Source organism: Kitasatospora sp. MAA19, assembly GCF_029894125.1.
GTDB lineage: Bacteria > Actinomycetota > Actinomycetes > Streptomycetales > Streptomycetaceae > Kitasatospora.
Genome location: NZ_JARXYZ010000067.1, coordinates 1 through 15216, shown reverse-complemented (window position 1 = coordinate 15216; position 15216 = coordinate 1). Strand labels below are relative to the sequence as shown.

Below are 15216 nucleotides of genomic sequence, written 5' to 3'. Positions count from 1 at the left end.
CAGCCCTCCGAAGTAGACGCCGTCGAAGCCCACGGCACCGGCACCCGCCTCGGCGACCCCATCGAAGCCCAAGCCCTCCAAGCCACCTACGGACAGAACCGCCAACAACCCCTCTGGCTCGGCTCGGTGAAATCCAACATCGGCCACACCCAAGCCGCCGCCGGCGCCGCCGGCATCATCAAGATGGTGATGGCGATGCGGCACGGGGTACTGCCCCGCACCCTCCACGTCACCGAGCCGACCACCGAGGTCGACTGGACCGCCGGCGCCGTCTCCCTCCTCACCGAACAGCAGCCCTGGCCCGCACACGACCGCCCCCGCCGCGCCGCCGTCTCCTCCTTCGGCATCAGCGGCACCAACGCCCACGTCATCCTCGAACAACCACCTCAGGCCGAGATCGCCGCACCGGAACGGAACGCACCTGCCCTCGTGCCGTGGCTGCTATCCGCCAGCACTCCGGCCGCGTTGTCCGCTCAGGCCACACGGTTGACGGCGGCGGTGGCACCGGGGGATTCGTCACTCGACGTCGGGTGGTCGCTTGCCACCGGCCGGGCCGCGCTGGACCACCGGGCCGTGGTGCTGGCGGGTGACGGCACGGACCGGGTCGAGGCGCTCCGTGCGCTGGCCCGGGGCGAAGCACACCCGCAGGTGGTCACCGGCCGGGGTGACAGGGGGACCCTGGCCATGGTGTTCTCCGGCCAGGGCAGCCAACGCCTCGGCATGGGCCGCGAGTTGTACGACACCTACCCCGTCTACGCCGACGCCTTCGACGCGGTGTGCGCGGCGATCGAACTGCCCCACCCACTACGCGACATCGTCTTCGGCGACGACCCCGACCTCCTCAACCAAACCCAGTACACCCAGCCCGCCCTCTTCGCCCTCCAGATCGCCCTCTACCGCCTCTGGGAACACTGGGGCATCACCCCCGACGTGATCACCGGCCACTCCATCGGCGAAATAGCCGCCGCCCACATCACCGGCATCCTCACCCTCACCGACGCCGCCACCCTCATCACCCACCGCGCCCGCCTCATGCAAGCCCTACCCCAAGGCGGCGCCATGGTCGCCATCACCACCACCGAAGACGACATCCGCCCCCACCTCCACGGCCACGAACACCACGTCGGCATCGCCGCCATCAACAGCCCCACCTCCCTCGTCCTATCCGGCGACCACACCACCCTCACCGAAATCATCGACAAACTCCCCGCACACCGCACCACCTGGCTCCGCGTCTCCCACGCCTTCCACTCCCCCCTCATGGAACCGATCCTCGACGAACTCCGCGACACCATCCGCCAACTGACCCTCTCCCCACCCACCATCCCCCTCATCTCCACCCTCACCGGCCAACCCATCGACCACACCGACCCCGAACACTGGATCCACCACACCCGCCACACCGTCCGCTTCGCCGACACCATCACCCACACCCCAGCCGACACCTACCTCGAAATCGGCCCCAGCGCCTCCCTCACCCCCCACCTCCCCACCAACACCATCGCCTCACTGAACCCCAAACACAGCGACACCCACACCCTCACCACCGCCCTCGCCCACCTCACCGCCCACGGCGCAAACCCCCACTGGGACCACTACTTCACCAACACCGGCGCACAACGCACCCCCCTCCCCACCTACCCCTTCCAACACACCCGCTACTGGCTCGACGGTCCCGCCCAGGAGGTCGCGGCGGAGAGCGGCGCCGACACCGACTTCTGGCGCGCGGTCGAGCACGAGGATCTCGACGCGCTGGCCGCCATGCTGACGATCGGTGATCAGGACCCCCGGCAGGTGCTGGCGCCGGCGTTGTCACTGATCTCGGACTGGCGCCGCAAGCAGAGCGAGCGGGACACCGTCGATTCGTGGCGCTACCAGGTCAGGTGGCGTCCGCTGTCGTCATCCGCTGCCGGCCCGTCGGCGGTCGACGAACGCCACCTGGTGTTCGTCCCGGCCGACGATCCCGACGACCACCTGGTCGCTGCCGTGGTCGAGGCGCTGCCCCCCGAGACCATCCGGGTACCGTGCGATGCCGGCGCGACGCGTGACTCGATCGCCGAACTGCTCGCCCGGCACAAGCCGCAGCACGTCGTGTCGCTGCTGGCGCTGGGCGGTCAGCCGACCGCGGCGACGCTGGCACTCCTGCAGGCCTGCGCGGACGTCGATATGGACGGCTCGCTGTGGTGCCTGACCTCCGGCGCGGTGTCCGTCGGACGCGCCGACCGTCTCCGTCATCCGGAGCAGGCGGCGGTGTGGGGACTCGGGCAGGTGGCCGGTCTCGAACATCCACGCTGGTGGGGTGGGCTCATTGATCTCCCGGAGCGTCTGGACGCCCGGGCTTCGGCGCGGCTCACGGCGGCCCTGACGGGCCAGGGGGACGAGGACCAGCTGGCCGTGCGCCCCTCGGGGGTGTTCGCGCGGCGGCTGACCCGCGCCGCCGGTCCGTCCGGTGAACCGACGTGGTCCACGGACGGTGCGGTGCTCGTCACCGGTGGCACCGGTGCGCTCGGCGGGCACGTCGCGCGCTGGCTGATCCGTTCCGGCGTACGTCGGGTCCTGCTCACCAGCCGCCGTGGCAGCGAGGCCCCGGGCGCCCGGGAGCTGCGCACGGAGCTGGAGGCGCTCGCGCCCGGCACCCGCGTGGACATCGAAGCCTGCGACGTCGCCGACCGGTCCGCCCTGGACCATCTGCTGAACGCGGTGGACACGCCGATCACCGCGGTCTTCCACACGGCCGGCATCGGTACGGATGCGGCACTGCAGGACACGGATGCCGCTGTCCTCGCGCAGGCGTGGCTGGGCAAGGCGGAGGGCGCGCGGAATCTCGACGACGCGTTCGCCGATGCCCCGCTGGATGCGTTCGTGCTGTTCTCCTCGGGTGCGGGGGTCTGGGGTGGTCGCGGTCAGGGCGCCTACGCCGCCGCCAACGCCTACCTGGACGCCTTGGCCCAGGCGCGTCGCGACCGCGGCCAGCACGCCCTCGCCGTCGCCTGGGGCACCTGGAGCGGCGAGGGCATGGCCGCCACGGGATCGGCCGAGGAGACGCTGCGCCGCACCGGTCTTCTGCCCATGGAACCCGCACTCGCGGTCTCGGCGCTGGCCCGGGCGCTCGGCGGCGACGACACCACCGTGACGGTGGCGCCCATCGCGTGGGACACCTTCGCCCCGGTCCTGAGCGCGGCCCGTCGCCGTCCCCTCATCGGCGATCTCGCCGAGGCGCGGACGGCGCTGGACGGACCGGTCTCCGGCGCCCCGGGCACCGGTGAGGACGGCTGGCCGGAACGTCTGTCCGCGGCCACCGGTACCGAGCGCACCCAAGCCCTGCTCGAGCTGGTGCGCGGTGAGGTCGCCGCGACGCTCGGGCACACGTCGCGCGACGCGATCTCCCCGCAGGCGGCCTTCCGCAGCCTCGGGATCGATTCCTTGACCGCGGTGCAGTTGCGCAACCGTCTGCAGGCGGCCCTGGGTCTGTCCCTGCCCGCCACGCTGGTGTTCGACTACCCGTCGCCCGCCTCCCTGGCCGGCTATCTGAAGCGGGAGCTGCTGGGCGAGGACGGCCCCGCCGACTCGGCCGGCGAGACCGTGCGCAGCGACGACGACCCCGTGGTGATCGTCGCGATGAGCTGCCGTCTTCCCGGTGCGGCCGAGTCGCCGGAAGCGTTGTGGGACCTGGTCGCGAACGGCGGTGACGCGGTCTCCGAGTTCCCTGCCGACCGCGGCTGGGACCTCGACCGGCTCTACGACCCGGACCCGAACAAGCCGGGCACCTCGTACGCCCGGACCGGCACCTTCGTCGCGGACGCGGCGGGATTCGACGCCGGGCTGTTCGGGATCTCCCCGCGGGAGGCGCTCGCGATGGATCCGCAGCAACGACTACTCCTGGAAACCTCGTGGGAAGCCTTCGAGCGGGCCGGCATCGCGATCGACACCATGAGGGAGAGCCGGACCGGGGTGTTCATCGGCGCCGCCACCTCGCATTACGCGGCCGGTGACGCCGGGCAGGGCTCGGAGGGCTATCTGCTCACCGGTACGGCAACGGCCGTGCTCTCGGGCCGTGTTTCCTACGCGTTCGGGTTGGAAGGGCCCGCGGTCACCGTGGACACCGCGTGCTCGTCGTCGCTGGTCGCGATGCACCTGGCGGCGCAGGCGCTGCGCAGTGGTGAGTGCTCGCTCGCGCTCGCCGGAGGTGTGACGGTGATGGCGACGCCGGCCGCGTTCGTGGAGTTCAGCCGGCAGCGGGGCCTCGCGGTCGACGGGCGGTGCAAGTCGTTCGCGGCGGCCGCGGACGGGACCGGCTGGGGTGAGGGCGTGGGTGTCCTGGTCCTGGAGCGCCTTTCCGATGCCCGGCGTCTGGGTCACCCGGTGCTGGCGGTGCTGCGCGGCTCGGCGGTGAACCAGGACGGCGCCTCCAACGGCCTCAGCGCGCCCAACGGCCCGTCCCAGCAGCGGGTGATCCGCCAGGCGCTGGCCAACGCGGGGCTGCGGCCCTCGGAGGTGGACGCCGTCGAAGCCCACGGCACCGGCACCCGCCTCGGCGACCCGATCGAGGCGCAGGCGTTGCTGGCCGCCTACGGGCAGGACCGTGAACAGCCGCTCTGGCTCGGCTCGGTGAAGTCCAACATCGGCCACACCCAGTCGGCTGCCGGTGTCGCGGGTGTGATCAAGATGGTCCTCGCCATGCAGCACGGGATCCTCCCGCGCACCCTGCACGTCGACGAGCCCACCCCGCACGTCGACTGGACCGCAGGCGCGGTCTCCCTCCTCACCGAGGACCGGCTGTGGCCGGAGCCGGCCGGTCGTCCCCGGCGTGCGGGTGTCTCCGCATTCGGGGTCAGTGGGACGAACGCGCATGTGATCCTGGAGCAGGCTCCGGTTTCCGAGTCCGCCGACGGGGGGCAGAACGTCCCTCCGGTCGTGCCGTGGGTCTTCTCGGCGCGGGACGAGCAGGCACTGCGGTCCTCCGCGGGCCGGCTCGCCGAGCACGCGGTGGACGAGGCCGGTGCCCTCGACACCGGCTACTCACTCGCCACCAGCCGGGCCCTGCTCACCGAGCGAGCCGTCGTGGTCAGCCGTGATCCGCAGGCCCGCCGCCAGGCACTGCAGGCCTTCGCCGACGGCCGCACCACTCCCGACGTCATCACCGGCCGGGGTGACAAGGGAACCCTGGCCATGGTGTTCTCCGGCCAGGGCAGCCAACGCCTCGGCATGGGCCGCGAGTTGTACGACACCTACCCCGCCTACGCCGACGCCTTCGACGCGGTGTGCGCGGCGATCGAACTGCCCCACCCACTACGCGACATCATCTTCGGTGACGACGAAACCCTCCTCAACCAGACCCAGTACACCCAGCCCGCCCTGTTCGCGCTGCAGGTCGCCCTCTACCGCCTCTGGGAACACTGGGGCATCACCCCCGACGTCGTCACCGGCCACTCCATCGGCGAAATAGCCGCCGCCCACATCACCGGCATCCTCACCCTCACCGACGCCGCCACCCTCATCACCCACCGCGCCCGCCTCATGCAAGCCCTACCCCAAGGCGGCGCCATGGTCGCCATCACCACCATCGAAGACGACATCCGCCCTCTCCTCCACGGTCACGAACACCTCGTCGGCATCGCCGCCATCAACAGCCCCACCTCCCTCGTCCTATCCGGCGACCACACCACCCTCACCAACATCGTCGACAAACTCCACGGACACCGCACCACCTGGCTCCGCGTCTCCCACGCCTTCCACTCCCCCCTCATGGAACCGATCCTCGACGAACTCCGCGCCGTCATCAGCCAGCTGACCCTCTCCCCACCCGCCATCCCCCTCATCTCCACCCTCACCGGCCAACCCATCGACCACACCGACCCCGAACACTGGATCCGCCACGCCCGCCACACCGTCCGCTTCGCCGACGCCATCACCCACACCCCAGCCGACACCTACCTCGAAATCGGCCCCAGCGCCTCCCTCACCCCCCACCTCCCCACCAACACCACCCCCAGCCTCCGAAAAGACCAACCCGAAACCCACACCCTCACCACCGCCCTCGCCCACCTCACCGCCAACGGCGCAAACCCCCACTGGGACCGCTACTTCACCAACACCGGCGCACAACGCACCCCCCTCCCCACCTACCCCTTCCAACACACCCGCTACTGGCTCGACCAGTCCGGAACGCCGCAGCGTGACGTCTCCACTGTCGATGCCGCCGAATCCCGTTTCTGGGACGCGGTCGAGCGCCAGGACCTCCCAGCGCTGTCCCGTGAGCTGGGCGAGGATCACGGCCGGCTCTCCGACGCGTTGCCGGCGCTGGCCGACTGGCGACGCCGCCACCGGGAGCAGTCCGTGGTGGACTCCTGGCGGTACCGCATCGCCTGGGCTCCGCTGACCGTCGAGGTCCGCCGGCTGTCCGGTACCTGGCTCGTCGTCGCGGCCGCCGCGCAGCATGGGCATCCCGATGTCCTGGCGGTTCTCGCCGCCCTGGGTGACGGCGGGGCCGAGCCCCGGCTGGTGGACCGCGTCACCGCCGACGATGGCGAAGTCGCCGGTGTGGTCTCCCTGTTGGCCTTCGACGACGAGCCCGACGGCACCCACCCGACGATGTCCCGGGGGCTCGCCGCGACGGTCGCCCTGGTGCAGAACCTGCAGCGCGCCGGGTCGACCGTGCCGCTGTGGTGCCTGACCCGCGGGGCCGTATCCATCGGCCGGTCCGAACCGGTGCACGCTCCGGCCCAGGCACAGTTCTGGGGGATGGGGCGCGCGGTCGCGCTCGAATGGCCGGACGGCTGGGGCGGACTCGTCGATCTGCCCGCCACGCTCGACGAGCGGACGCTGTCCCGGCTGCCCGCGTTCCTGGCCGGTGGGAGTGGCGAGGACCAGCTGGCCCTGCGGGTTTCAGGGGTCTTCGGCCGGCGCCTCACCCATGCCCCGCACGACTCGCCGGCGGCCCGTACGCCGTGGCAGCCGCGCGGCACCGTGCTCATCACCGGTGGCACGGGTGCGCTGGGTGGGCACGTCGCGCGCTGGCTCGCCGGCCGCGGCGCCGAGCACCTGCTGCTCGTCGGCCGCAGTGGGCCGGCAGCCGCGGGTGCGGCCGCCCTGGAAGCGGAACTGTCCGCTGCGGGGGCGCGGGTGACCATCGCGGCCTGTGACGTGTCGGACCGCGCGGCCGTCGCGGATCTCCTGGCGGCGGTGCCGCAGGAGCTGCCGTTGACCGCCGTCGTGCATGCCGCGGGCCTGGGCCAGCTGACACCGCTCGCGGACCTCGGGATCGACGAGTTCGCCGGGATCGTGCGGGCGAAGACCGCCGGCGCCACCCATCTCGACGAGCTGCTGGGCGAGCGTGAGCTGGATGCCTTCGTCCTGTTCTCCTCGGTGTCCGGTGTCTGGGGCACCGGCGGGCAGGCGGCGTACGGGGCGGCGAACGCGCATCTCGACGCGATCGCCCGCAACCGCCGCGACCGTGGCCTTGCCGCGACCTCGGTGGCCTGGGGGCCCTGGGCGGGAGAGGGCATGGCCCAGGGCGAGTCGGGTGAGCACATGCGTCGGCGCGGGCTGCCCCCGATCAAACCGGATCTCGCGATCGCGGCGCTCGAACGGGCGACGGGCGACGACGAGCCGTGCCACACCGTGGCGGACGTGCAGTGGGAGGGCTTCCTGCCCCTGTTCACCTCGGCGCGCCCCAGTGCCCTGCTCTCCGGCCTGCCGGAGGTGCGCGCGCAGCTGAGTGCGGCCGAGGAGCCGCGGGCCACGAACCTGAACCGGTTCTCGGGGCTCGGTGCCGCCGAGCGCCGGGCACGGCTGCTGGCGACGGTCACGTCCGAGGCCGCTGCGGTGCTGGGGCACGCCACGGCCGACCGCGTCGCCGCCGACCGGGCGTTCCGTGACCTCGGCTTCGATTCGCTCACCGCGGTGGACCTGCGCAACCGTCTCGGTGCCGTTCTCGGTGTCCCGCTGCCGACCACGCTGGTCTTCGACTACCCGAACCCGGACAGCCTGGTCTCCCACCTGATGACGCTGTTCGGCGAGGACCCGCAGGATGACGACGGGCAGGCTCCGGTCGCCGCGTCCGGCGAGCCGCTGGCCGTCGTCGGCATCGGCTGCCGCTTCCCCGGCGGGGTGCGCACCCCCGAGGACCTGTGGCAGCTCCTGGTGGCGGGCGGTGACGCCGTGTCCGGCTTCCCCACCGACCGCGGCTGGGATCTCACGTCGTTGCTGGAGCCGGACGTCGGCACGCAGGGCGGCAGCACTGCGGACTCGGGTGGATTCCTGTACGACGCGGCGGAGTTCGACGCGGAGTTCTTCGGCATCTCGCCACGTGAGGCGCGAGCGATGGATCCGCAGCAGCGGCTGCTGCTGGAGACCGCGTGGGAGACCTTCGAGCGCTCCGGCATCGACCCACGGTCCCTCCGCGGCAGCCGGACCGGCGTTTTCGTGGGCGGCAACAGCCAGGACTACGTCTCGTTGCTCGACGACGACACTCAGGGCACCGAGGGGCATCTCCTCACGGGCAACACGACGAGCGTGGCGTCCGGCCGGATCTCCTACACCTTCGGGCTCGAAGGCCCGGCCGTCACGATCGACACCGCGTGCTCGTCCTCGCTGGTCGCCATGCACCTGGCCGCCAACGCGCTGCGCAACGGCGAGTGCACCATGGCTCTGGCGGGCGGCGTCACCGTCATGGCGACGCCCCGGACGTTCGTGGAGTTCAGCCGGCAGGGCGGGCTCTCCCCCGACGGCCGCTGCAAGGCGTTCTCCGCCGGCGCGGACGGGACCGGCTGGGGCGAGGGCGTCGGCCTGCTCGTCCTGGAACGACTCTCGGATGCCCGGCGCCTGGGCCACCCGGTCCTCGCCGTGCTGCGCGGCTCGGCCGTCAACCAGGACGGCGCCTCCAACGGCCTCACCGCCCCCAACGGCCCCTCCCAACAACGCGTCATCCGCCAGGCCCTCGCCAACGCCGCACTCCAGCCCTCCGACGTGGACGCCGTCGAAGCCCACGGCACCGGCACCCGCCTCGGCGACCCGATCGAGGCGCAGGCGTTGCTGGCCACCTACGGACAGGACCGTGAACAGCCGCTCTGGCTCGGCTCGGTGAAGTCCAACATCGGCCACACCCAGTCGGCTGCCGGTGTCGCGGGTGTGATCAAGATGGTCCTCGCCATGCAGCACGGGATCCTCCCGCGCACCCTGCACGTCGACGAGCCCACCCCGCACGTCGACTGGACCGCAGGCGCCGTCTCGCTGCTCACCGAACAGCAGCCCTGGCCGGCCCACGACCGCCCCCGCCGCGCAGGTGTCTCCTCCTTCGGCATCAGCGGCACCAACGCCCACGTCATCCTCGAACAACCGCCTCAGGCCGAGGTCGCCGCACCGGAACGGAACGCACCTGCCCTCGTGCCGTGGCTGCTCTCCGGCCGGGACGAGCGGGCGGTGCGGGCGCAAGCGGCGCGGCTGGCCGAGCGCCTCGACGACGACGGCTCGGCGCTGGACGTCGCGTACTCGCTCGCCACCACCCGCGGCGCCCTCGAACACCGGGCGGTCATCGTGGCAACGGATCCGGCCGACCGGGCGCAGGCGCTGCACGCACTCGCCAGGGGCGAAGCACACCCGCAGGTGGTCACCGGCCGGGGTGACAAGGGAACCCTGGCCATGGTGTTCTCCGGCCAGGGCAGCCAACGCCTCGGCATGGGCCGCGAGCTCTACGACACCTACCCCGTCTACGCCGACGCCTTCGACGCGGTGTGCGCGGCGATCGAACTGCCCCACCCACTACGCGACATCGTCTTCGGCGACGACCCCGACCTCCTCAACCAAACCCAGTACACCCAGCCCGCCCTCTTCGCCCTCCAGATCGCCCTCTACCGACTCTGGGAACACTGGGGCATCACCCCCGACGTCGTCACCGGCCACTCCATCGGCGAAATCGCCGCCGCCCACATCACCGGCATCCTCACCCTCACCGACGCCGCCACCCTCATCACCCACCGCGCCCGCCTCATGCAAGCCCTACCCCAAGGCGGCGCCATGGTCGCCATCACCACCACCGAAGACGACATCCGCCCCCACCTCCACGGCCACGAACACCACGTCGGCATCGCCGCCATCAACAGCCCCACCTCCCTCGTCCTATCCGGCGACCACACCACCCTCACCGAAATCATCGACAAACTCCCCGCACACCGCACCACCTGGCTCCGCGTCTCCCACGCCTTCCACTCCCCCCTCATGGAACCGATCCTCGACCAGTTCCGCGACACCATCCGCCAACTCACCTTCACCCCACCCACCATCCCCCTCATCTCCACCCTCACCGGCCAACCCATCGACCACACCGACCCCGAACACTGGATCCGCCACACCCGCCACACCGTCCGCTTCGCCGACGCCATCACCCACACCCCAGCCGACACCTACCTCGAAATCGGCCCCAGCGCCTCCCTCACCCCCCACCTCCCCACCAACACCATCGCCTCACTCAACCCCAAGCAAAACGACACCCGGTCCCTCACCACCGCCCTCGCCCACCTCACCGCCCACGGCGCAAACCCCCACTGGGACCACTACTTCACCAACACCGGCGCACAACGCACCCCCCTCCCCACCTACCCCTTCCACGGCAAGCGGTACTGGCCCGACGCTTCGGCCCCGCGCCACGGCGAAGGCCGGTCCGAACACCCGCTGCTCACGTCGAGCATGGATCTGGCGCACAGCAGTGGTGTGCTGCTCACCGGGCGCCTCTCCGTCGCCTCCCATCCGTGGCTGGCCGACCACGTCGTCGCGGGTGCGATCGTCTTCCCCGGCACGGCGTTCGTGGAGCTCGTGCTGCACGCCGCGCAACGGTCCGGGCGGCGCGGTTTCGAGGAACTCACGCTGGAGAGCCCGCTGGTTCTTCCCGCCGAGGGCTCCGTAGACCTGCAGGTCGCGGTGGGCGATCCGGGCGCTGACGGCAAGCGGGCCGTGACGGTGCATTCCCGGCCCGACGCGGACGCCCCGTGGCAGTTGCACGCCACCGGCACCATCGGCGACGAACAGCCCGCGGAGCCCTCGTGGTCTCTGACCGCCTGGCCCCCGCCGGGAGCGAGCGCGCTGTCCGTGTCGGACGTCTACGCCGAGTTCGCGGCCGCCGGGCTCGACTACGGCCCGTTCTTCCAGGGGCTGCGCGCGGCCTGGCGGGTCGGCGAGGACGTGGCGGTGGAGGTGGAACTGCCGGAGGGTGAGGATCGGGACTCCGGTCTCGGTGTGCACCCGGCGCTGCTGGACTCGGTCCTGCACGGAGTCGGCGTCGATCGGATGTTCGGCGCGGACGGACACGCACGGCTGCCGTTCTCCTGGGCAGGCGTGACCGTGCACGTCCACGGCGCGACCCGGCTGAGGGCCGTGCTGTCGCCGTTGCGCGAGGATGCGATCGCGCTGCTCATCGCCGACGGCACGGGCCGGCCGGTCGCGGAGGTCGAGCGCCTCACGATGCGCAGGATCTCCGCTGCGCAGTTCACCGACGGCCGTCAGTCGCTCTTCGGACAGGCCTGGCTCCCCCGGGAACTCCCCAGCACCTCCACGGAGTTCACCGTGCTCGGTGCGGAGGACGAGACGCCGGATGCCACGCACACCGTCCTGCGGGTGGGCAACGGCGACGGTCTCGACCCCGAGGACGCGCTGGAGACGGCCGCGGGCGTGCTGGAGACGCTGCGGTCCCACACCCAGGACCGCATCCTCGTGGTCGTGACCTCCCACGCGGTCGCCGTGGACACCGACCCCGCACCGGCGGGCGCGGCCGTGTGGGGGCTGGTACGTGCCGCGCAGGCGGAACAGCCGGGCCGCATCGTGCTGGTGGACCTCGACGAGGACGAGCGGTCGTGGCAGGCACTTCCCCACGCGTTGTCCGGCGGCGAGGCGGAATTCGCGCTGCGCCAGGGGGAGATGCGGGTCCCTCGGCTCGTCCCCGCGCCCACCGGATCGGCCGCTGCCCCGGATTGGGCGGCGAGCACCGTCCTGATCACCGGGGCCGCCGGTACGCTCGGCGCTCTCGTCGCCCACCACCTGGTCCGCTCCCACGGCGTGACCGATCTCGTGCTGGTCAGCCGGCACGGCGACGCGCCGGAACCGGAGGGTGCCGAGGTCACCCAGCTGGCCTGTGATCTCACCGACCGCGCGCAGATCGCCGCGGCGCTGGCCGCGGTGCCCGCCGACCGTCCGCTCGCCGTCGTCCACTGCGCCGGCACCATCGACGACGCGATCCTGGCGCGGCAGACTCCCGGGCATCTGCGGCGCGTGTTCGGGCCGAAGGCGACCGCGGCGTGGCACCTGCACGAACTCACCCGGGACCGCGACGTCACGGCGTTCGTCCTGTTCTCCTCCGCCGCGGCCACCCTCGGCTCCCCCGGCCAGGCCAACTACGCCGCCGCCAACGCCTACCTGGACGCCCTCGCCCACCACCGCACCACCACCGGACACCCCACCACCAGCCTCGCCTGGGGACCGTGGACGGCCGGCATGGCGGCCACCGTCGGCGAGGCGGACCGCCGACGGCTGTCCGGGACCGGCCTCGCGCCGATCGACGAGGCGACGGGACGGGCCTTGTTCGACGCGTCGGCCGCGACCGGCGGCCCGGTCCTGTTCCCGATGCCGGTGAACCGGACGGCGCTTCGCCGCCGCGCCGCCGACGCCGCGCTGCCTCCTGTGCTGCGCGACCTGGTGCCGGCCCGGGCGACGACGGCGAGCGTCTCGACGCGGCCGCTGGCCGACGTCCTGCGCAACCTGCCGCCGAACGAACAGCGGGACCGGATCGCGCAGCTGGTTCTCAGCCGTACCGCGGCCGTCGCAGGGCACGATTCGGGCGAGGCGATCTCGATGGACCGGCCGTTCACCGAGCACGGATTCGACTCGTTGATGGCCGTGGAGCTGCGCGGTGCGCTCGACGCAGCCACTGGTCTGCGGCTGCCCGCGACGTTGGTCTTCGACCACCCGACGCCCGCGGCGCTGTGCGAGTACCTGCTGTCCCTGCTCGGTCCGGGCCGGTCCGCAGAACCGGAGGCGATCTTCGCCGAGATCGACCGGCTGGAGGTGAATCTCGGGCGGGTCGGTCAGCGGCACGCGGCGCAGGTGCGCAGTCGGCTCCGGTCGCTGCTCAACGCCTGGGAGAACGCCGACAAGGACGACCGGGACGACGGTGCCGCCGAGCTGACGGCGGCGGACCTGGAAGACATGTTCGACATCATCGACGACGAGCTGGGCTTGTCCTGATGGGATTGGCGTGACGTGAACGACGATAGGACGCTCCAGTACCTGAAGCGGCTCACCACCGAGCTGCGGGACACCCGCCAGCGGCTGCGTGCCGTGGAGGAGAGCAGTCGCGAGCCCCTTGCGGTGGTGGGCATGGCCTGCCGGTATCCGGGCGGCGTGACGACACCGGAACAGCTGTGGCAGCTGGTCGCATCCGAGCAGGACGCCATCGGCGGCTTCCCCCGCGACCGCGGCTGGGACATCGAGGGGATGCGGTCGGCGCGCCCCGGTGACGCCGGAAGCAGCAACACCCTGCAGGGCGGGTTCCTGTACGACGCGGCGGAGTTCGACGCGGAGTTCTTCGGCATCTCGCCGCGGGAAGCCGTGTCGATGGACCCGCAGCAACGGCTGCTGCTGGAGACCGCCTGGGAGGCGGTCGAGGGCGCACAGATCGATCCCGGCTCGCTGCGGGGCAGCCGCACCGGCGTGTTCGCGGGCATCATGTACCACGACTACGCCTCTCGGCTGGCGCGGATCCCGGATGTCGCGGAGGGATACCTCGGCACCGGCAACTCCGGCAGCATCCTGTCCGGCCGGATCGCCTACACGCTCGGGCTGGAGGGACCGGCGGTCACGATCGACACCGCGTGTTCCTCGTCGCTGGTGGCGCTGCACCTCGCCGCTCAGGCACTGCGGCGCGGGGAGTGCTCGCTGGCTCTGGTCGGTGGTGTGACCGTGATGGCCAGTCCGGCGCCGTTCATCGACTTCAGCAAGCAGCAGGGTCTTTCGTCGGACGGCCGGTGCAAGGCCTTCTCCGACGCCGCCGACGGCACCGGCTGGTCGGAGGGCGCCGGCATGCTGATCGTGGAACGGCTGTCGGACGCCCAGCGCAACGGTCACACCGTCCTGGCGGTGGTGCGCGGCTCCGCGGTGAACCAGGACGGCCGCTCGAACGGCCTCACCGCGCCGAACGGTCCGTCGCAGCAGCGGGTCGTTCGCGACGCCCTCATCGACGCGGGGCTACGGCCCGACCAGGTCGACGCGGTGGAGGCGCACGGCACCGGGACCCGTCTCGGTGACCCGATCGAGGCGCAGGCGCTGCTGGCGGCCTACGGGCAGGATCGTGAACAGCCGCTGTGGCTCGGCTCCATCAAGTCCAACATCGGCCACACCCAAGCCGCTGCGGGCGTGGCCGGCGTCATCAAGATGGTGATGGCGATGCGGCACGAGGTGCTGCCCCGTACCCTGCACGTCGAGGTTCCGAGCACCGAGGTCGACTGGAGTTCCGGCGCCGTTTCCCTGCTGACCGAATCGGTCGCCTGGCCCCAGCGTGACGGGACGCGCCGGGCAGGGGTGTCGTCCTTCGGCTTCAGCGGGACGAACGCGCACGTCATCCTGGAGCAGCCGCCCGTCGCGGAGGAGCCGGAGGAGGGTGCGGGCACCGTTCCGCCCGTGGTCCCGTGGGTGCTCTCGGCGCGCGATGAGCAGGCGCTGCGTGACACGGCGTCCCGGCTCGCGGACGCCCTCACCGACGACACTTCGGAGCTGGACACCGGCTACACCCTCGCCACCACCCGCACGGTCTTCGACCACCGGGCCGTGGTGCTGGCGGGTGACGGCACGGACCGGGTCGAGGCGCTGCACGCGCTGGCCCGGGGCGAAGCACACCCGCAGGTGGTCACCGGCCGGGGTGACAGGGGGACCCTGGCCATGGTGTTCTCCGGCCAGGGCAGCCAACGCCTCGGCATGGGCCGCGAGTTGTACGACACCTACCCCGCCTACGCCGACGCCTTCGACGCAGTGTGCGCGGCGATCGAACTGCCCCACCCGCTACACGACATCGTCTTCGGCGACGACCCCGACCTCCTCAACCAGACCCAGTACACCCAGCCCGCCCTGTTCGCGCTGCAGGTCGCCCTCTACCGCCTCTGGGAACACTGGGGCATCACCCCCGACGTCGTCACCGGCCACTCCATCGGCGAAATAGCCGCCGCCCACATCACCGGC

The 15216-nt window shown here is 71.9% G+C and carries 2 protein-coding genes; both read left to right on the top strand.

Translation table 11 applies throughout. The features are described 5' to 3' along the window. Positions 1 to 60: 60 nt before the first annotated feature. Positions 61 to 13230 carry a type I polyketide synthase gene (locus tag P3T27_RS40500; protein WP_280686382.1) on the top strand — a complete coding sequence of 4390 codons (13170 nt, stop codon included), beginning with the start codon at positions 61 to 63 and terminating at the stop codon, positions 13228 to 13230. Between the two features lie 15 nt (positions 13231 to 13245). Further along, the coding region (locus P3T27_RS40495; RefSeq protein ID WP_280686381.1) for a type I polyketide synthase at positions 13246 to 15216 on the top strand (1971 nt) is incomplete at its 3' end.